Source organism: Methylomicrobium lacus (assembly GCF_041897535.1).
Classification (GTDB): Bacteria; Pseudomonadota; Gammaproteobacteria; order Methylococcales; family Methylomonadaceae; genus Methylomicrobium; species Methylomicrobium lacus_A.
In genome coordinates, this window is record NZ_CP169217.1 from 1,461,366 (window position 1) to 1,482,812 (window position 21,447).

The 21,447-nt window shown below is 43.9% G+C and carries 19 protein-coding genes; 1 reads left to right on the forward strand and 18 read right to left on the reverse strand.

Features of this window, described 5'->3' with window-relative positions; genetic code table 11:
• The first annotated feature begins 206 nt into the window (after positions 1-206).
• Complete coding sequence (locus ACEPPP_RS06395) at positions 207-1,295, forward strand: hypothetical protein (protein WP_374090206.1); 1,089 nt, start codon at positions 207-209, stop codon at positions 1,293-1,295.
• Between the two features lie 139 nt (positions 1,296-1,434).
• Here ACEPPP_RS06395 and ACEPPP_RS06400 read toward each other — a convergent pair whose 3' ends face one another.
• From ACEPPP_RS06400 to ACEPPP_RS06485, 18 genes are all read right to left on the reverse strand, one after another.
• On the reverse strand, positions 1,435-1,908 hold the full coding sequence (locus ACEPPP_RS06400) for a VanZ family protein (protein WP_374090207.1): 474 nt from the start codon (positions 1,906-1,908) through the stop codon (positions 1,435-1,437).
• A gap of 164 nt (positions 1,909-2,072) precedes the next feature.
• Positions 2,073-3,098: a UDP-glucose 4-epimerase GalE gene (galE, locus tag ACEPPP_RS06405; protein ID WP_374090208.1), complete on the reverse strand. Its 1,026-nt coding sequence runs from the start codon at positions 3,096-3,098 to the stop codon at positions 2,073-2,075.
• A gap of 257 nt (positions 3,099-3,355) precedes the next feature.
• The gene (gene rfbD / locus ACEPPP_RS06410) at positions 3,356-4,279 is read right to left on the reverse strand and encodes a dTDP-4-dehydrorhamnose reductase (RefSeq protein WP_374090209.1); all 924 of its coding nucleotides are present in this window, start codon (positions 4,277-4,279) and stop codon (positions 3,356-3,358) included.
• The gene (gene rfbC / locus ACEPPP_RS06415; RefSeq protein ID WP_374090210.1) at positions 4,276-4,824 is read right to left on the reverse strand and encodes a dTDP-4-dehydrorhamnose 3,5-epimerase; all 549 of its coding nucleotides are present in this window, start codon (positions 4,822-4,824) and stop codon (positions 4,276-4,278) included. The genes rfbD and rfbC overlap by 4 nt, the downstream gene beginning before the upstream one ends.
• Positions 4,825-4,826: 2 nt before the next feature.
• Positions 4,827-5,057: a hypothetical protein gene (locus ACEPPP_RS06420; RefSeq protein WP_374090211.1), complete on the reverse strand. Its 231-nt coding sequence runs from the start codon at positions 5,055-5,057 to the stop codon at positions 4,827-4,829.
• Between the two features lie 57 nt (positions 5,058-5,114).
• The gene (rfbA, locus tag ACEPPP_RS06425) at positions 5,115-5,987 is read right to left on the reverse strand and encodes a glucose-1-phosphate thymidylyltransferase RfbA (protein ID WP_374090900.1); all 873 of its coding nucleotides are present in this window, start codon (positions 5,985-5,987) and stop codon (positions 5,115-5,117) included.
• Positions 5,984-7,051, reverse strand: a complete 1,068-nt coding sequence (rfbB, locus tag ACEPPP_RS06430; RefSeq protein ID WP_374090212.1) for a dTDP-glucose 4,6-dehydratase — start codon at positions 7,049-7,051, stop codon at positions 5,984-5,986. The genes rfbA and rfbB overlap by 4 nt, the downstream gene beginning before the upstream one ends.
• A 211-nt stretch (positions 7,052-7,262) precedes the next feature.
• A complete protein-coding gene (locus ACEPPP_RS06435) occupies positions 7,263-8,387 on the reverse strand; it encodes a glycosyltransferase family 4 protein (RefSeq protein ID WP_374090213.1) in 1,125 nt (374 codons plus the stop codon).
• 13 nt (positions 8,388-8,400) lie between these two features.
• Entirely contained in the window at positions 8,401-9,555 is a 1,155-nt protein-coding gene (locus ACEPPP_RS06440; protein WP_374090214.1) for a radical SAM protein, read from the reverse strand.
• Position 9,556: 1 nt separating this feature from the next.
• The gene (locus ACEPPP_RS06445) at positions 9,557-10,765 is read right to left on the reverse strand and encodes a glycosyltransferase family 4 protein (RefSeq protein ID WP_374090215.1); all 1,209 of its coding nucleotides are present in this window, start codon (positions 10,763-10,765) and stop codon (positions 9,557-9,559) included.
• Between the two features lie 37 nt (positions 10,766-10,802).
• Entirely contained in the window at positions 10,803-12,413 is a 1,611-nt protein-coding gene (locus ACEPPP_RS06450) for a hypothetical protein (RefSeq protein ID WP_374090216.1), read from the reverse strand.
• A gap of 50 nt (positions 12,414-12,463) precedes the next feature.
• Complete coding sequence (locus tag ACEPPP_RS06455; protein WP_374090217.1) at positions 12,464-13,627, reverse strand: glycosyltransferase; 1,164 nt, start codon at positions 13,625-13,627, stop codon at positions 12,464-12,466.
• Positions 13,628-13,654: 27 nt separating this feature from the next.
• Positions 13,655-14,920: a hypothetical protein gene (locus tag ACEPPP_RS06460; protein WP_374090218.1), complete on the reverse strand. Its 1,266-nt coding sequence runs from the start codon at positions 14,918-14,920 to the stop codon at positions 13,655-13,657.
• A 728-nt stretch (positions 14,921-15,648) separates the two neighbouring features.
• The gene (locus tag ACEPPP_RS06465; RefSeq protein WP_374090901.1) at positions 15,649-16,242 is read right to left on the reverse strand and encodes an IS630 family transposase; all 594 of its coding nucleotides are present in this window, start codon (positions 16,240-16,242) and stop codon (positions 15,649-15,651) included.
• Positions 16,170-16,505, reverse strand: a complete 336-nt coding sequence (locus ACEPPP_RS06470; protein WP_374090219.1) for a helix-turn-helix domain-containing protein — start codon at positions 16,503-16,505, stop codon at positions 16,170-16,172. The genes ACEPPP_RS06465 and ACEPPP_RS06470 overlap by 73 nt, the downstream gene beginning before the upstream one ends.
• 211 nt (positions 16,506-16,716) lie before the next feature.
• Positions 16,717-18,456, reverse strand: coding sequence for a hypothetical protein (locus ACEPPP_RS06475; protein ID WP_374090220.1), 1,740 nt, complete (start codon positions 18,454-18,456; stop codon positions 16,717-16,719).
• Between the two features lie 2 nt (positions 18,457-18,458).
• Entirely contained in the window at positions 18,459-19,955 is a 1,497-nt protein-coding gene (locus ACEPPP_RS06480) for an MOP flippase family protein (RefSeq protein WP_374090221.1), read from the reverse strand.
• A 302-nt stretch (positions 19,956-20,257) separates the two neighbouring features.
• Entirely contained in the window at positions 20,258-21,445 is a 1,188-nt protein-coding gene (locus ACEPPP_RS06485; RefSeq protein ID WP_374090222.1) for a TDP-N-acetylfucosamine:lipid II N-acetylfucosaminyltransferase, read from the reverse strand.
• Positions 21,446-21,447: the final 2 nt, after the last annotated feature.

The window sequence follows — 21,447 nt, forward strand, 5'->3', positions numbered from 1 at the left end:
CTTGATAACGGATCAACTATAAAGAAAATAGCCATAAGCGACAGATCCGGCATTTCAGCATCGACGACTGATACGGCATTCGCAGGCCCTATTCGCCCAAATATTCATAAAACGTTGCTATGATCAGGCAATGAAATTTGGAACATTTGCGTTACCCTTTTTTTGATAGACTCTCAATACCGCCTTTCACTTTCCTGGACACGACTATGAAAACACGTACCTTACTCCTTGCCATGACGATAGCCATGGCATCGCCCCTTGCCAATGCAGCCGCCGCAAAACCTGTGCCGGTAGCGACCACCGGCTCGGCGTCGCCGTCAGATCTGACGACAGCGTCGCCCAAAGAGCTGCGCCAGCAAGCGAATACTGTCGCGCAATCAAGCAAGCAGGCCGAGGCCGCCGCCAAAAAGACGGCTAGCGAGGCCGCCGCCGCCGCAGCGAAAGCGGCCGCCGCCGCGGCAAAGGCCGAAAGCAATAATGCGAAAGCCTATGCCAACCTCGAGAGTCTGAAACTCAAGTATCCCAATCCGACGGCTAAGCAACAAAAATTAATAGCTGAGGCGGCCGCAAAGGCGAAAGCCGCATCGACCGTATTGGGTGCGGCTCAGAAATACGCGGCGGATACTGCCTCCTCGAAGGAGAAGACCGCCGCGAATTTAGCGACGGTGAGCAAGCAGAAAGCGGAGAACCTTGCGGCGTTAAAAAACATCGATGCAAAGATTCGCATCGCCGAGGTCGCGCAAAAATCCGCCGAGCAAGCCGCTAAAGCGGAAGAAAAGGCCCAAGAGGCAAAAGATAAGGTATACAACAACCCCAATTCGACTGCGGCGGATAAAGCCGCCGCTGACGCAAAACTTGCCCAAGCAACGCAAACCAAAAATAATACTGCCCAAACCGCAGCCACCAAAACAGCCGCTGCCGAAACTGACGCGGTCATTTTAGGCGATCTGACGAACAAGGCAACTACGCTCAAGAATAACGCGGATGACGCGGCGGATAAAGCAAAAGCTAAAGCGGAGGCCGACAGAAATTCGGTAAAAGCGGCCGAACAAGCGGCCAAGGCACAAGCGGCGGTCGACAAATTAGAAGGCAGCGGCCCCCTGACGCCAAAACAACAAGAACAACTGGCTCAGGCCAAGACAACCGCTCAACAAGCCAATAGCGCCCTGACCAATGCCCAAAATGCGGTCACGACCGCATCGCAAAACCAACAGCATGCGCTGGACAAAGTTCTGGAAATCATCGAGGCCATAAAAGACAAAATCGATGACATCATTCCAGTCAGCCAATCTTGAGCCGTCAATAACCGCTTAACCCACCCTCCGGGCGGGGCAAGTTGCCCCGTCCGGAGGGTTTCCGCAAACTTTAGTCTAGCGGCAGCCCCGACCCCAAAATCGATGGGGACGGAATGGCAAATCCCGTACCGCGTGTATATCAAGGCAGCCGGATGGTGCATGTTGAACCGCCTCGCCCCCGCACCAAGTTATCGCGAATAACGGCCTTCGAGGTCGTCTTTCTTTCGTTTTGCCAGCGCCAATAAAGCATAACGGTCAAGCTTCCACTCACATCGGCCAACCAATCCCAGACGCTTGACGTGCGCCCCGGCAGATAAAGCTGCAACCATTCATGCGCCATGCCAAGAATGGCCATCAAAACCAACAGCCGCCAAAATTTCTGGCGAGTCACCAACCCACACCACAACAACCCGCTCAAAAAACCGTACACGGAAGCATGCACCAGTTTATCCCATGGCGCTGCGACGCGATGCGCCGTTACGCCTTGCAATTCCGCCATGAATAAAATCGCCATTAGGCAAAGCGCGAAACTCAAGCTGAACATGCGCGAACAGGTAAATTTCTTATACGTAGTCATATTGCTTTGCCCAAATATTCTCGCCTGCTGGGGCATGCTGCCCCGTCCGCAGAGTTTCCGAATACTTTAGCCCCAAACCGGTGAAAACTCGTCTGTGGGAGCGACGCCCACGCCGCGACTTGAGACTTTAATCGCGACGTGGGCGTCGCTCCCACCACTTGCCTATTGATTTTCACGATAAAAAAGCAATCGGTTCGGATTTATCTATAGCCATCGGGATTATTAGCCTGCCAGCGCCAATGATCTTCACACATGGTTTCGATTCCGCGCTCGGCCTTCCAACCCAATAATTCCGCGGCCAATGTGGGATCGGAATAAAAGGCATCCACATCGCCCGGACGACGCGGCCCGATCACATAGGGAATCGTCCGGCCGCTCGCTTTCTCGAAAGCCTTGACGACATCGAGCACGCTGTATCCTCTGCCCGTGCCGAGGTTGACCGTAAAACACTGCGGCTCAGCAAGACGCTCCAGCGCCCGCAAGTGACCCACGGCAAGGTCGACCACATGAATGTAGTCACGGACTCCGGTGCCGTCAGGGGTAGGATAATCCCCGCCCCAGACATTCAATTTCTCCCGCCTTCCCACGGCGACCTGCGCGACAAACGGCATCAGATTATTCGGTATCCCCTGAGGGTCTTCGCCAATCAACCCGCTTGCGTGAGCCCCCACCGGGTTGAAATAGCGCAGGATGCCAATACCCCAAGAAGCATCCGAGCGATAAAGATCGCGCAGCATCTCTTCTATCACCAGTTTCGTTTGGCCATAGGGGTTGGTGGTGGAAAGCGGATGCTTTTCCGTAAAAGGCAGGAATTGCGGTTCGCCGTACACCGTAGCCGAAGAGCTAAAGACGATGTTTTTTACGCCGGTTTGTTGCATGGCCTGTAAAAGGCAAAGCGTGCCCGCCACGTTATTGTCATAATAGTGAAGCGGCTTTTCGACCGACTCACCCACGGCTTTCAGACCCGCAAAGTGAATTACGGCCTGACAAGCATGCTCCTCGATACAGGCCGTTAGTGCGCTTTTATCGCGGATATCGGCTTGGCAGGTAATGACGGATTTACCGGTAATTTGCTCGACGCGACGCAGGGATTCCGGATGGCTATTAGAAAAATTATCGAACACCACCACTTTATAACCCGCATCGAGCAGTTCAACGCAGGTATGCGATCCGATATAACCCGCGCCGCCGGTGACCAGAATGGTATTGATATGTGTTGTCATCATTCGAACATTTATTTGAGTAAATTGCTAAATTCAGCGCTTAGACCTAAGCTCCACGGCCATTAAGTTAAGGATTGCCGGTTTCTTCTCCCGCCGCACCCACAGGGCATAAAGGAGAAGGCTAGGATGACAGACTGCAAGGATGCGGGAGGTAGAGCAATGCAGGAGCTATTGCCGAGAGGATAAAATAAAGTATTTTCCTTATTTCATTCCCCTCACCCCGACCCTCTCCCGGTGGGAGAGGGAGTTTTGCCCTTAACTTAATGGCAGTCAGACCTAAGCTCCTCCAAAACCATCGATAAACTCTGCTGCCAGCAAGGCAGCTGGATGCCGAAGGTGTCGAAAAGTTTGGCATTGGACATCACGGAATACATCGGGCGAGCGGCCGGGGTAGGATATTCGGCCGTGTTAATCGGCTTGATAACGGGCGGCTTATCCCGGCCGGCCAGCAAACCGCAAGCCACCGCTTCGTTAACAAATCCGTACCAGGTCGTCTGCTCCTGAGCGGTCAGGTGATAGGTGCCGCTTAGCCTGGCCGGCAAATCGGCACTGCCACCTGGAACATAAAGCTGTGCCAGCATCTGGGCCGTACATTCGGCTATCGCCCGGCTCCAGGTCGGCGCCCCGGTTTGATCATTCACGACGCCGAGTTCGTCACGCTCCCTTCCTAACCGCTGCATGGTCAGCAAGAAATTCTTTCCGCGCGCCCCGTAGACCCAGCTCGTCCGCAAAATCAGATGATTTGCTCCAGCGTTGCGTATCGCCTGCTCTCCCGCCAGTTTGCTTGCGCCGTAGACATTGATCGGATTGGGCTGGTCATCCTCAACGTAGGGTTCGCGCTTGCTGCCGTCGAAGACGTAATCGGTCGAGTAATGCACCAGCAATGCCCCCAAACGCCTTGCCTCCTCGGCAAGAACACCGGGGGCTATCGCATTCACCGCCATCGCCAAATCGGCTTCCGACTCGGCCTTGTCCACCGCCGTATAAGCGGCAGGATTGACGATGATGTCGGGCTTCAACTGACGGATGAAACCACGTATCGCATCCGCATAGGCCAAATCCAGCTCATTGGAACCAACGGCTGTCACCTGCCCCAGCGTGGACAAACTGCGCCGTAACTCCCATCCCACCTGGCCCGACTTGCCGGTGACCAGAATTTTCCTGATGCCGCCCTTTACCTTCACTCGAAAACCTCGGCATCCTTGAGCAATTGACCTGCCTGGTCTTTGGCCGACAGCAATGGCGTTGCACCGTGCAATTGCCAGTCTATCGCCAGTGCCGGGTCATTCCACAAAATCGAACGCTCGTGTTCCGGCGCCCAATAATCCGTGGTTTTATAAAGGACCTCAGCGGTTTCGCTGAGCACCACGAAGCCATGCGCAAAGCCGGGCGGTATCCACATCATGCGCTTGTTCTCCGCGCTTAAAATGACACCGAACCACTTCCCGAAAGTCGGCGAAGGTTTGCGAATATCCACCGTCACATCCAGCACCTCGCCCACCACCGCGCGCACCAGCTTGCCTTGTGGCTGCCGTATCTGGTAATGCAGCCCGCGCAATACATGGCGCGCGGATTTCGAGTGATTGTCCTGCACGAATGTAAGATCGACGCCCGTCAACTCGGAGAAACGTCTGGCATTGAAGCTCTCGAAAAAAAATCCGCGCTCATCGCCAAAGATTTTGGGCTCCACGATCAGCAAATCGGGGATGTCCGTCGGTACGATGTTCATAATCAGCCTCTTTCCGTCAACACGCGTTGCAAATATTGCCCATAGCCGTTCTTGGACAGCGGCGCGACCAATTCTTTCAACTGCTCGGCAGAAATATAACCTCTGGAAAAAGCGATTTCCTCCAGGCTGGCGATCTTCAACCCTTGCCGTTTTGCCAGGGTTTCAATAAACAGCGAGGCATCCAGCAAAGATTCATGTGTGCCGGTGTTCAACCAGGCATAGCCACGTCTCATCACCTGCACGTCCAAATTACCCTGTTCCAGATAAATTCGTTGGTACGATGTTCATAATCAGCCTCTTTCCGTCAACAGACGTTGCAGATATTGCCCGTAGCCATTCTTGGCCAAAGGCACGATCAATTCTTTCAACTGCTCGGCAGAAATATAACCTCTGGAAAAAGCGATTTCCTCCAGGCAGGCGATCTTCAATCCTTGGCGTTTTTCCAGGGTTTCAATAAACAGCGAAGCATCCAACAAAGACTCATGCGTGCCGGTGTCCAACCACGCATAGCCACGTCTCATCACCTGCACGTCCAGATTACCCTGTTCCAGATAAATCTGATTGACCGTGGTGATCTCAAGCTCGCCGCGAGCCGAAGGCTTGATCGATTTGGCGATATCTACCACCTTGTTATCGTAAAAATACAGTCCCGTTACCGCATAGTTGGACTTAGGATGAACAGGCTTCTCTTCCAGGCTCACCGCTTTACCTTGTTCATCGAACTCAACCACGCCATAGCGTTCCGGATCTTGTACATGATAGGCGAACACGGTACCGCCCTCTTGCTTGGTTGCGGCGGCATGCAGCAGCGCCTCCATCCCATGCCCATAAAAAATATTATCGCCCAACACCAGGGCGCAGGGATCATCTCCGATGAACTCCTCGCCAATAATGAATGACTGCGCGAGCCCGTCCGGCGAAGGCTGCACCGCGTAACTCAATTCGATACCCCACTGTTTACCGTCGCCCAACAGTTGCTCAAAGCGCGGCGTGTCCTGCGGTGTAGAGATAACCAAAATCTCACGTATCCCAGCCAGCATAAAAATGGACAGCGGGTAATAAATCATCGGCTTGTCATACACCGGCAGCAGCTGCTTCGAAACCGCCTGAGTCACAGGATAAAGCCGCGTCCCCGAACCTCCCGCCAAAATAATGCCTTTCATGCCATACTCCTGTTCGCGTAATTCTTTTGCACCCAGTTTTGATACTCGCCGCTGGTCACGTTTTGCACCCAATCGGTGTTCTGCAAATACCATTCGACGGTCTTGCGCAGGCCGGACTCGAAGGTCTCTTGCGGTTTCCAGCCCAGATCTTGCGCAATCTTGGTCGCATCGATCGCGTAACGGCGATCGTGCCCCGGACGATCCTGCACGAAGGTAATCAGCTGGCTGTGCGGCGCGCCTTGCGGGTGCAGTTCATCCAGAATGGCGCAGATCGATTGCACCACCTCCAGATTGGTCTTCTCGTTCCAACCACCGATGTTATAGGTTTCGCCCGGCTCGCCGCGTTCCAATACTAGACGCAAGGCACGCGCATGGTCGTCTACGTAGAGCCAATCGCGGATGTTGTCTCCCTTGCCGTAGATCGGCAAAGATTTGCCATTGACCGCATTCAAGATCACCAGCGGGATCAGCTTTTCCGGAAAATGGTACGGCCCGTAGTTATTCGAGCAATTGGTGGTGACGACCGGCAGGCCATAGGTATGATGCCAGGCGCGCACAAGATGGTCGGAAGAGGCCTTGCTGGCGGAATACGGGGAGTTGGGCTCATATGCCGTCTCCTCGGTAAAGAAGCCGTTCTCGCCCAAACTGCCGTACACCTCATCGGTGGAGATGTGGTGGAAGCGGAATGCAGCCTTGCGCTCAGCGTCCAAACCGCGCCAGTATTCGCGCGCAGCCTCCAGCAAGGTATAGGTGCCGACGATGTTGGTCTGGATGAAGTCGGCAGGACCGGAAATGGAGCGGTCCACATGCGATTCCGCCGCCAAGTGCATCACGGCAGACGGTTGATGCTCGCGGAACACCCGAGCGACTTCGGCCGCATCGCAGATGTCCACCTGCTCGAAGCGGTAACGCGGATTATCCGACACCGAAGCGAGCGATTGCAGATTGCCCGCGTAGGTCAGCTTGTCGACATTGACTATGTGGCAATCGGTATCGGCGATGAATTGACGAACGACGGCGGAGCCGATAAAGCCGGCGCCACCGGTGATAAGAATAGTTTTCATCTAATAAACTCTCACGTTATTAATATGTAATCGTTTAGCCCCTCAAGCGGGATGGAATTTGCAATCCCGCCCCCACAGTTCTTGGGCTGCCGATAACCTAAAGTTTGGAAACTTTGTGGACGGGGCAACATGCGCCGTCCGGCAAAGTTAAAAACGAAAAGAATCCTGAACTGCTATTGGCAGCCCCAAGCAAACGAAGTTTTTTAACATTTTAAGCATCAGAGCAAATGGTCTTAAAAACATCTATTGTTTGTCTAGCTATCCCCTGCCAGTTATAGCGCTTGTCTACAAACGTTCTAGCAGCATTTTTATCGTATGCCGCCCAATCATTATCAATAAAAAATTGCAATTGATTTGACAATGCATCAGCATCACCGAGCGGAAAATAATGTTTTTTCTCAAGACCAATTTCTAAATTAGCAGGTATATCACTGGCAACCACCGGCAACCCATAACTTAACGCTTCCAGCATGGCAATGGGCAGACCCTCATGGGAGGAAGGCAAAACGAATAATCCAGCATGCCCATACAACTCTTGCAAAGCTTTGCCCGACTGAAAGCCGGTAAATATAGCATTTGGAGTTTTGTTGATCTTTAACAACAAAGCTTGCATATAACTATCCGGATGGTCACTTCCTCCAACAAAAACTAGTTTCCATTCTCCAGGCTGAAGTTTTGTAAAAGCCTCTATTAGATCGAAATGCCGTTTTTCGGGGACGAGCCGGCTAACCATCAAAATATATCGTCCGGGGTGCAGTCCGAACTTTTCTAACGTCTCAGTCGAATTCGGCAATTGTGGCAGCACCACTCCATTAGGAATCAGTACAGATTTCTTTCGATGCTTTGAATGAACAATGTCTGCGATAACTTTGGATATGACAATACGTTCATTTGAATAACGCATTCCCCAGCGCTCACCCACTTGCAACACAACGCGAGCAAACCTGCCCCATTTTTCCCGATCATAATCAGGACCGTGGTGAGTCACGACTACCCGCAAGCCAAGCAGTCTTGCCAGTGGCGTCATAACAGCTGGTCCGATAGCTTGAATATGGAGAATATCAGGCCGTTTGATAGCTGCATATAACACCCCTAAAAAGCTATGAATAATAGCCTCCAGCCGTTTAGACTTTGGGGCCCACAACGGTATAAATTTAACCCCCTTCCATATCGGTCCGACTTCAGCAGGCTGATAAGGAGCGCGCACCAGCACCGTTACATCACATCCAGCATCAACCAACAGTGGGCATAGACGTTCAGCATGCGTTTCGACCCCCCCCTGAACGCCAGGAAATCCGCGCAAGCCGAGCATCATGATTTTTAACGGACGCGCCATATCAAGAATCCTTTCAATCAGCTCGCAGCATATCCGCTAACTCTTCTTCTGACAAAATGACTTCTGGCTCACGTCGTTTGAAAGTAACCACTTGCTCAGTCACTGTGCCGCCGCGTAAATCACCTTGTAGCGGATCTTGTCCGACATCGTAGTGTGGAACGTAATCGACACAAATAGGCTTTCCAAGTAATGACTTAACTTTATTTTTAGCTACCCACTTTGTTGGATGCTGAATATATTTTTTCATTACCGGTGCCGCAGTACCAACCATCCAACAATTTTTTGGACAGGTACGAACCAAGCCACGCACCTTCTCGGCTTGCTCGCTAAACCATAAGTCTTCGAATGTGGAAAAATCACGAATATTGCCCATTGATTCTTTCCAATAACGTTCTTCCAAGCCATTGCAAGGATAAACATCGCCATAAGGCTCGATAAAGAAATTAGCAGACCCTGCTTCACAAGGAAGCATTCTTTTGCCACCCCGAATATAGTTTATTAGACCTAAATTAAAAAATGCACGGTACCAACTTTTAGGTGAATTCTCCTTCAGCAACTCTTCAATCAATTTGTGAAAATTACCAATAACCTCTTCCTGATTAGTAATTTCATTGTCGTCCTTATGAAAGTAATAAGAATTATGGAAAGCCGCTGTGGCGAACTCCATTCCTAACTCCCGAGATAATTTATACAACGAAAGCATATCTTCAGAATTGTGATTGGAAACGGTACAGCCATACCCAATATCTTTGATACCCATTTCTTTCAAGGACAGCAATAACCGCAATGCCTTATCGAAAGTACCTTCCCTGCCGCGCAAGTCATCATTTTTTTGAGAAAGTCCTTCGATACTGACCCGGATACCAATATTAGGAAATCTCTCTGCCATGCGGATAATACGATCGGTATGCCAACCCGAAGTTGAAATAACGATGCGTTGAGATTTTTTAAACATAACCTCAACAATATCTTCCAAGTCGCGGCGCACAAATGGCTCGCCACCGGTAATATTTACAAACTTAAAGTTAGGCAGAATTTCTAAATCCTTAGCAGTAATCTCCCGTTTTTTATCAGTAGGGTTTTCCCATATATCGCACATTTTGCAGCGCATTTGGCAGCGATAAGTGGTGATGATGGAAACATCGGTGGGCATAGTCTGTTTGGTCATTTTATCTCCCCTTAAAATCGTTCGTTAAATCGCGATATACTGCCAATAAGGCAGCGTTATGTTGTGCCAATGAAAAACTGTCTTCCACCCGCTGGCGTGCATTGCGTCCCATCATCTTCCTTAATTCAACGTCATCGGCGAGTTTATCAATACAAGCCGACAATGCATCAGCATTGCCTGGCTCATGCAACAACCCGGATATACCGTCGGCTACCAGTTCGGGGATTCCTCCGACTTGCGAGGCCACCACCGGCTTGCCATAAGCCATCGCCTCCAATACCGACATGGGACAGTTTTCATACCACTCAGATGGTACGCTGACCAACGATGCTTTGCTGATGATGGATTTCAGTGCCTCGCCCGTTTGATAGCCGAGAAGTTCAACATTTGGCGGTACATCCATCAACAGTTGATCCAGCAATGGCCCAGTGCCGCAGATTTTGAGAGGAAGACGAATATCGTTTCGTCGATACGCCTCTAACAGCGTAGCGATCCCCTTTTCTTGGCTCAGACGACCAAGGTATAAGACATAACCGTCATCTTCGGCCGATGCCCTAACTTTATCGATATCGATACCGTTATAAATGACTTTCACTTTTTCAGGACTGAACCGACTCGCAACCGACTCGGCCATAAATTGGCTTGGGGCAATCACTGCATCCAGCTTTTCGTAATTACCCAGAAGTTTTTGTACGACTGCTTCTGCATACAGCAAAGCGCTTTTACCCAAAGAACCATCAGCACATCGATACTTGATTACATTGGAAAAATCTCCATCAAGACAAGCAGAACACATCTTTTCATCATGCAATCTGACATAGGCCGGACACACTGGCTTATAGTCATGCAGCGTCAGCACAATTGGAACTCCAAATTTTTTGGCAGCACCAATTATGGACGGAGTAAGTTGATGATAGATATTGTGACAATGGACAATATCTGGACGTTCGGCATCGATCAAGGCCGAAATATGTTTAACAGCTTCAGGCGAATGGATTAAACTGCTGGCAGACTCAATTTTTTGTACAAGGCTGGCGCCTTGTTTATATTGCCGAGAAGAAACAAAATAATTGGAATAGGCGCTATGACGATTTCTTTCGTCTTGCATGGAAAAATCAACGACGCTTACTCCAGAATCGACCAAAAAATCACGCTCCTGAAAAAAAACTGTTTCTGATCCGCCATTGAGGAAAAAGAATTTATTTGCCACCAATATCTTCATATTCTACCTAACATTAACTTATTCCTTACTTGACTAAAGAAAAATCAAAAACATCTACGCTGTTCAATGGAAGATCAATCACACCTTTCCCTTGTTGGTCGAGTTGAATCGCAATTTGTCGTGTTATAGGAATAACATTATCCTTCTTTTCTCGATTAATTGCGTTGATATCTTGATTACTCAAATATGTTTGCGTACCTTTTAGCAATTCCCCACCGTGTCCTTCTATTACAAAGTAAACATGTTGCGACTGATGTGAACGATTAATAGTCCAAAGACTATATTTTGTATGAGACTCGTTAGTAAAGGAAGCTGCGCGAACATCGTACCCACCCGCATACTCTGACAAATTTGTACTAATAGTTCTTGTGGACAATAAATATTTTTGTGAATGTTCACGTAATAGCCGTAATGTCCAATAAATTATTGAAGGATAAATATGTCCATTTTTATCAGAATGAAACATTGCCCAAGGGCCTGTATTGGATGCTAGCGTATGCACAAAAGCACCATTCACTTCTGGGATTTGAGATGCACCAATAATCATGTCAGCCACACTAACTCCAGCTTCTAAACTACTTGCTCTCCACCATCCCATATTCCATTCTTGCCCTTTATCTTTACGTGGCCATTTTGCGACCTCTGTTAACCAAAGTCCTGGATAATTACGAATAGTGTATTGCTTAATTTTGGCAACATTATCACAAATATAATCCAACCGATGCTGCACTGTATCTTCGTAAATGTTTCCAACAGAATCAAAATATGGATGCAAGACAAATTCCGACATGAACGGAGATAATTTATTTATAACGGCTAAATTATATTCTGCTAACGTCAAATACATGTAGAACGGATCTCTCTTAAAGTCTTGCAACAATGCTACAAATGGAATATCACCAAAAGATTTTGATATTTCATTGATATTTATAATGGCAGAGTTAACATATTTTTGTGGGGACCAGCCAGACCTATCATCTAAAATCTTATCTTTAATAAATTCAAGAGGAGATTGACTGTTCTCAGTAGAATTCTGCGCTTGATATAACTCATTACCTAACTCCCACCTTAAAACAGGTTGCATGGGATATTTATGTTTTGCATATTCGACCCATCGCCTACTCGTCAAACTGAGTTCAAAAGGGTTTACTTCATTTTCTAGATTTCCATAAATATTAAGCGTTATCCATGCATTACCATTTACCGCGCGTACAAATTCCATGTATTCGTCAAACCCAAACTGAATAGGAAAAGCTTTCTGCCAAGTGACAAGTTTTTGAGGAGAACGTTGGCTTAATGGACCAATTGACTTTTCCCAATTGAAGCTATTGGAAAGAGCCCCCCCTGGGAATCTATAAACAGCAAAAGGAAAAGCTCTTAGCCAATCAATTAATTCAGGCATTACCCGCTGATGCTCTTTGTCCCAAAAATCCTTTTGAAACGCAATCAAATCAAGACTAAACCCAAAAAAAGTAGGCTCTAATTCTCTAACAATATGACTACTATCAATGTATATACTTACCGCATTATCTTTCACTATCGCAATAGATTTTTTACACCCAGTGTCCGAGTAAGAATAGCTAACACAAAAAAAACAAGCAATGAAAAAAAACACACGTTTTTTTCTGTAACTCATCTCAAACTCTATTTATTGCCATAAATATCATACAAACACTTAACTATACTTTACTCACATAGATCTCTGCAATTTTTCATAAAAGTAAAAACGTCCTTGACGGCAGTATTTGCAGAAAATCTGCTTAAATTAATCACAGAACGAGTTTCTCTAGTGGATGAGTCGCGAAGAGGATAGTTTTCTCCAATATCTGGATTCAACAAATCAATTACGCGTATATCATCAGGCTGTATCTTTCCATATATAGATAAATTTGTTAGAACCTGTAATCCGGTACAAAGATATTCACTTAGTTTTACTGGTGAAGCTACTTTATTAACCAAACTATCATCACGAAATAAAACCCCATAATCAGCCGCACTCATATATGAGGAAACTTCATGATGAGATACCGAGTTAATAATTATTTTACCAATATTATCTACGGATATTTCATTTACCCATTGTGTGTAAGCTTCAGGCGTGTGTGATAAAATGAGCAATGTAAAATTAGATCGTTTGCATGACGCCCACCAATTTTGCAAAAAATCCAAATTTTGCCAATAAGCCCCCCCGCCCACAAATATAAATAATACGCCGTCATTAGGTATATTTAGCTTTGCGCGAATGGCATCCCTGTCAGCCTGAGAATAATAAAATTTTTCTGCATTTACAATAGGTCGGATAATTAGGTCGGCTCTACGTCCATAATGGTGTTCTAAGTAATCAGAAAGCCCATCAGACACAGTTGTTAAAATATCTACCTCTTTAACAACAAATGATTCAATATCACGCATTGCTCGCATCTTAAAAGGAAGCAACTTTCTTTTCCAGGAAGAATTCCACATACCTTCCATCTCTTCAACAACAATACCGCGACAATCATACACAATTTTAACTGTTTTTCTTTGTTTCTGATTCAAGCTTTGAAGCACCTGCCATGCGCTTACAGCGCCACGACAATGAATAAGATCATAACCACTTGTTAATGACCATTGTTTATTTAAATATCGTTCAACTGAAAGTGGAAACTCACCAAATTCTGGCGCAAAATGACTTATCTGTTGGATATTTATATTATCAACCTTTACTTTTTTCTCACTTCGACTACGATAAAGTAATGATACATCCCCATACTTTTCCCACGCTTTAATAATATCGAGTACTTGGCTTTCAAATACCGTATCCTCCGGGCCTCGACTGGAGACCATTAACACCTTAAATTCATCATTCATATTTGTATATAAGAGCTAAAGACGCAGTTAATGCTGATTTGCTAACCAATAATTCTTGCTTAATTTTGATTTCTTATGCAAAAAGGCTAAATTATTGTATTTTTTAAAAATCAAGATCCCATACAAAAACCAAAATGGAAACGAAAAGAATACATTAAACAACCAACTTGGCGCACTATACATGTAAACAAAATGCTGAATAACCACATACAAATATTTTTTGCAATTAAGCTTAATGCTTAGATAGATAAAGTTAAAATATAACACACATATCATTACGATTCCCACCCCCCCCATTTCACCGATTAAAGTAAGACCACTATCAGAAGTGCTTAATTCTGCTGTATTGTATGTACCCGGAATTTGCGTTGGCAAATTGTATAGATAATGAAAATAAAAAGCATCTTTTTCCCAATGAGAAGATAGAGACAAACGATCTAAACCTACGCCAAAAAATGGATAATCAGCAAGAGCATTTAATGCTCCATTTAAATAATGGTGCCTATAAGTATCTTCCACATAGTATGATTTATCTACACCCAACTCATATAATGTATTCTGAAAAAGCCCATTATCTTTGATATATGGATAACAACTCAAAACAAACAAAGCTAAACAGAACATGACGACTACATTCTTCTTGTAAGAAGATCTAATTAACAATATACCAATCATTGATACGATAGCAGCTCTAACCTGAGTAACAATAATTAATACATTATTAGCCTTTAAAAAATAATTCGGAGGCGACAATATATACAACAAAATATTTAAATTTAACAACTCATTTGAAAGCGCATTGGCAATAGGGTATAACCCGTGCATTTGATAAAAACCCAATCCCTCTCTGAGTTTCACTTCGTAATGAAACAAAAAAATATCTCCGTATCCAAGCATTTCAATAAAAATTGACAACCATATTACAACACAACAAAACCTTATTATTTTAATAATATAAGGATAATCTGTAGTTAAAATATATCCGGAAAATAAAGTAATACACAAAAAAATTAGAAAAGTCGTGCAATTACTCAGCAATATTGAAAGTGAAGAATTAGCCGTTAGCAATACTACGACTTCATGCATAAAAAGATACAAAAAAAACAAAAAAACAAAATCCCTAAAGAATTTTTTTCTCAATTTTTTAACATTAATAAATAAAAAAAACAATAGACAGACAGCCAATACTTTATTAGCCGAAACCCCAAACCATATATCAAAGACATTTACCAAAACTGGGTAAAGCAGTAAATATATAAAAATAAAACAAATATAAAATTTCTTATAAATCATTTTTATCTAGCTTATTAATCACTTAATAGTAACTTAGCTGGCATTCAAAGGACCCTGCTGTATAAATCAAAGTCCGGTTAAATTTTCCCTTACCCAATTTCAAGTGTATTTAGGGTATAGCAATCGTCACCGTCGCACTCAATCGGGTAAACCGATAAAAATACAGGTGCGAATCTGCAACTCGGCTACTTGGCTGTTAAAGTGACGTGCCATGCCCCCCCCTCACCCAGCAGTTTGAAGCAACGCGTTTTGGTTTCCACCAGACTGCAGCGGTGATAACTGCGCTCCAAGTTTTTTCCAAACTGCTCGCACCAACCGTTGAATAGCGTGCAAAGTTTCATTTCTGGCTTGAGTACCAGTCGTATTTTCTTTTCCTAATTTACGACTCTTTCGGACTGGAATGACGGCATCAGCGCCGAGATCAGAACTTGTTGAATAACAGGCTTTGTGTCATAAGCGCCATCCCCACTCACTCGTGCGACGCCCTTATCGTTTGGATTCTTGGCCAACTATTCAGGTGGAACCCAGGCATCCCCAACACGATTGGATGTCACTCAATGGCGCGAAATCCGAGGGTTTCTACATCGATGTCCAGGTGAACCTTTCGCTATTGCCTACGATATAAGGATGTTTATCTTCAAACATTGCACGATCTTGACGTTTTATACAAAAAAGCCATTAAACCCTTAACTTTATAGCTAATATCATTCTGACTAATTAAGCGCCTCTCAAAAAGTTAGCCTGTATAAATTGCCGAACCCTTCCCCAATTTCGTCGATGGCCCGTTCCAGTTCATCCGGCGTATACAGTTTGAATTTAAGCCATTCGTATTTCATCTTGTGCCAAAGCAATTCAATCCGGTTCAATTCGGGGCTGTAAGGCGGCAGGAAATAAAAGCGCATGCCTTTTTCTTCCAATAAGTCCCAGTAAGGCTTCAGTTTTTTGGCGGTGTGGATGGACGCATTGTCCAGGATCACCACCAAAGGCTTGCTGACCTTATCCAGCATGGCCATCAAGAAGGCAAAAAACCACAACCCATTGATGCTCTGCCACAGTTTTGCCATCACCAGTTTTCCCGATGACAGCATGGCCCCCATCACATTCAGTCGTCGCCCCCGTTTCGCCTGAACGACATGGTTTTCGCCCTTTTTCGCCCAGGCGGAACGGTTAGGCGGTTGCGGCGCAAACCCGGCTTCGTCGACGTAAGCCAGTTCGATCGCACCAGCCTTCGCCTGGACGATAAGCTCGGCTATGTCACGCTGGGCTTGTGCGAAGCGCTCGGGGTCGCGCTTTTTTTTAAACTGTAGCGCGTCCGTTTCCAGACATACCCCATGCGTTTCAACTCGTTACGCAAGGTATTGGCGCTGAGGCGAATGCCGCATTCGGTTTCCAGACGATCGACCAAGAACCGACAGGTTAACGGTTCGGCCTCGATCCACGCCTTTAACCGCACCCGGTGTTCATCACTCAACTTGCTCGGTGCTCCGCTGCGCGGTTGGTCGGGTAGGCTGGCGAAACCGGCTTTGAACCATTTGCGCCGCCGTTCCCGGATCGTCTCCGGCAATACCCTTTGCTTTTCAGCCACTTCGAACGTCGTATGCCCTTCAGCGAGCAACAAAATCGCTTGGGCGCGTTCTCGTTCGCGTCAGTCGCTGCCTTTTTTGACGATGATTTGGAGCAACTCACGATCGGTGTCGGTCAGTTCAACGCGGACAACTCGCATTTCCTTCATTGGCTGGCTTCATAAAGCCTTACATTCTAAACACCAGACGATTTTTTGTTAAGAGCTTTAAAATCTAAACAGTCGAAAAATATCTTTTCATAGCACTAAGCAAGGTAATAACCTGGATTTTTTCAATTATCGTTTGGTTTTCAAATAATTTGTTACAATCATCAAACAACTCTTTATCATGCTTTAATAATTTTACATTTTCATAAAAATATCTTTGCAAGAATATTTTTAAATCATTATTAGTAGCGTAATAATATTCAAGCGGATTCATGTGTGATCTTGAACTTAAGTAAGTCTGAGCCATTCCTAATTTCTTAAGTGTAAAATCTAATATCTTTTTTGGCAACTTTGATACGGGTATTCTTCTCCCTAAAATATTAAGGCTTTTGTCAGTGATTCGTGCACCCGTTTTTTCCCAAACATAGCTAGCTGCATGCGGATATTTATCAATAATCCATTTTTTATAGATATAATGATTAGCTCTTAATTCAACAGGTATAGACAAACAATATTCCATGAAGTCAATATCATAAAATGGAGAATACGTCTCTGAAAATTCTTGTGCCACTAATAAACCTTGGTTTGCACCTGCAAATCCTCGTGTATAGAACTTGAATATTTCTTCATTTTGATAGTCTTCTGAAAACATAGACCTATCTAGCTTATCTTTTAATACCATTGAGTAAGCACCATCACTTACATCAAATGGTTTACTTTTATCTAATGTACTATAAAAAGTTCCTAAAACTACATCGCCAAGCTGCCCTGTATGAACTATTCCAAATTGACGTTTGGCAATCAAGTCTAAACAACTCTTACCGTGAGCCAATCCATAATATAAAGCTCCTCCACTAGATATCCGAGTTGTGTCATCGATATCTTTTAAAAAAAGACCATTATCAAGAGATTTAAATATCCATTCATGTTTTAGATCTGAGGCAATTTTTTTCGGTGTAGTTTCATCAAGATAATCTGATTGAGAGAAGGTGTAGTTAACGATTTTTTCGTTATAACCCATATCGTTTGCTACCCATGTCGTCATTCTAGAGTCTAATCCACCGCTCAATCCTACAAGATGTTTATAGCCATATTCTCTATCTTTTTCAAAGGCCCTTTGAACAGCCTGTCTAAAAAGACCATCAATATGATCAACTATTTCTTGCTCGCTTTTTGAATAACTCGGATCATTACATAAATTGTAATATTTTTTTATTTCGAAAGTGCTTTGTGTGATTTTTATGCAATGTCCTGCCTTTAGCTTTTTTATTTCATTAACCAGTGTATGATCTTCTATCATAAACCCATAAGTTAATAAAAAATATGCAGCATTCCTATTCAGCGAATAGTGAATATTCGCGTTTTTATAAAAGCCTACAATGTAATTTATATCTGAAGCAATAATGTATTTTTCAGAAAATTTTGAATAAAAAACCTGCTTACTGCCTATGTGATCTGTAAATATTATTTTTATCTCTTTTTTCTTGTCATAAAAAAAACCAGAAAAACTTCCACGAAATTCATCAAAAAAACACTCTCCATTATCTTCATACATCGAGATCAATGTATCTTGAAAGCTTTTTTGATGATACTTGGCATTTAAATACTCTGAGTTTAAAATCACACCATCCAAGATCGCACAGTATTCATTAGTTTCAAAAAATGGCTTATCATTTAAAAATTTATTTACTGTTCTTTGTTCAATACAAAGTTCATTTGTATTTATACGTTTTACGATCAGATCTTTTCTTTCTTCTTGACTTAAATTTAAGCTATCTTGCAAGGGCGCAATAATAAATCCTGGCATGTTTATCCACCTTTGTTTTTAACTGCTGTTATCAACTCTGCTTCGAATTTTGAAACATACATTACATGCATTAATGCGCAGAATACAGAAGCAAATATTAAAACAACCGCATTATCTATTGTATCTGCTTTAAAAAAGGCGCCCAACTTCATGTGAACACCACCAATAAGGGACAATGAATAACTAGAATAAATCAATTTGACAGAGACATATCCTATAGCCAATGCCACACAAATTGTTTTTACAAAATACTGATATATTGCTTTGTATTGTATTTTAGAAATAACAGCTATAATTTTATTAAAAACAATAAATGCAACCAACGATGAAGCTAATAACGAATAAGTTGTTTTCATTATGTCACTATAAATAAATAATACCACAAACAATACAGTCGAAACAAAAATCGCCCAGAATAGATTCCACCAAAAACCCACATCCGCTCTACCAAGAGCTAATATTATCGAACCAGCAGGATTACTAAGTGCTTTTAATAACCCAACAAATGTTAATATCTTTACAATATCCGCCGTTGTTTTCCAATTAGGCCCATATATCATATATACTACTTGATCAGAGTAAAAAAACAGGAATATCGACAATGGAATAATCAGCAACGATAATGACTTCAATGAAAACGTATAAAAATATCCAAGTTTAAAAATATCGTCTTGTATTTTTGCATAAATGGGAAATGCAACGCGATTTACAAGTGGATTAATTTTAGATAGTGGAAATATAATGAGTTGCCATGCAAGATTATAAAACCCTAACGCTTCCATACCGAGAAAATGACCTATAAATATCTTATCAACGTTAGCACTTAGGTAGTTTATGCTTTTTTCCCCCATCTGAAATAACCCAAAACTATAGAAGCTTGATATTTCATTATGGTTATAAATGAATTTTGGACGATATTTTTTTAATCCAGTTATTAATAAAATAACAGTTGACAGGGCAGCATTTAACAACGCCCCCCATACCAAGGCATAAACACCATAATTCATAACAGCCAAGCAAATTGCAAGGGCCGTTGATGTAGTGACGGATATGATTTCTATTTTTGCTATTAAATTAAATCTCAAATCTTTTTGATAGATAATCCTGTACTGATTCCCAACAGCAACAACCACAAAACTAAACCCCATCAATATTATAAGCTCTATTAGTTTTGGTTCATGATATATTTGCGCCATAATTGGTGCCGCCACAATTATAACCCCATATAAAACTATTCCTGATGCGACATTTAACCAATAAAGGCTAGAAAGTTGTATATGCGTAATTTCTTGTTTGTGAATAATTGCACTACTTATTCCCATATCCATAAAGGCTTGACTGAAACCAATTACAATCATGGTTATTGCCATCAGCCCAAAATCTGAAGGTGTAAGGTAATGCGCCATAACTGTCATTTGTAACACTTGTGCTAGTGTTGAAATAAACACCGATAGTGCCGTCCATTTGACGCCGTGTATGGCATTGGCTTTTAAACTCATGGCTCGCGTGAAAATAGCATTAATTGCTTTCTAAGGGTTTAAAAAATACAAATAGCCTGGAAATTGACTGATGCTGTCATTGCATAATGATTTTCTGGATCAATACAAACTACAATACTAACTCATTAATCCAAAGTAAGGCGGAGTCGGCTTGCACGCAAAAATCGAGTCTTCTAGCAGTTGCAAAAAAGCCAGGCCTAAACCTGAAAAGTTTTGTTTCCTACGGCTCATAGCTTGCGGGCAGTTACGGTGTATTCCACCTGATTCTTGCGGCGAAAACCATCGTGCCCCACATATTTAACTCATGCATATTTCTTACTCACTCCGTGATCCTTCAGCATTTCAATTAATTTGCGCACGTTGTCTAATACCACTTCATGCCCCCAAAACGACTCAAGAATTTCACGATTCTTTTGTTTCTGGTCATCGGCCAATTGTGAAAACATAGTTTTATCGCCGATTTCCAGGTCTCGCAGACTGTATATGCATGCACCGCGAGCTTTGAAAAACTGATACACGGTGCTGGCCTCATCAAGATATACCTTTGCCCCTTTATATAGCATAGTGGCCGTATTACCTACCGCCTGTTGCCTGCGATGCCCCATTATTACCACTGAACAGTTTGCAATAAGTTCGTTGTATCGATCTAACGGCATAAAATCTACAATTGGATGAAAATGTTGTCCTAAAATATTCTGTCCATGCATGATAACGGCATCCCTATATGCGGCATTACCGTAGCTGAGAGGCACTATCACCTCTCTGCCTTCCAAATCTATTCGCGAAAGCAGTTGAAATATTTCAAGGTGGTTATTTGTCGCCGATGCCGAATTGCCTATAAGAATATTATTAGCATTTTGTGAATTACTTCCGAGCGCAAAGGTATGTTCAACACTGCCGTAGTTCAATTGCACATACTCCGCAGGAAATTTTCCCTTAAGGTGAGATTTAAGAAGATGAAAATCCTCGGGTACTGGTGCGGAAAAATAATCTATTCGTCGTAACGATTTTCTAAGCCACGGATAAAGGATTAAAGGGTGAACCTGCTTTTTCACTACCTCCTTTAGTCGCTTCGTTAAACCATACATAGAGAGAGTCGATTCCTGATCAAGCAACGCTTGCAGCGATGATGTTTCTTCTCCCAAGAAATTGCTCCCGCTTATCGGCAGCCAATCATAATAATCTGCCCCCCAACCACTCCACACAACTGGCGAATGCTCTTTAGCTCGCAGAACTGCTCTGGCCTTTATTCCATCCAGGTAATGCACCACCAAACCATCGCACCATTTCAGATCCTTTATTACTGCCCCTGACTTAATGTAGCTTTCATCAACTACACGCATGTCTTTCAAATTAGCTATGTACCTGAGACCGATTGAGCCATCAGGTACAATTACCAGAAATAAATTGGTTATTCCATCACAAGCATCAAATGCATTTGCAATAAACGAAATAAATTTTTCATCATTTACCAGGTGAAGAATTTTCACGA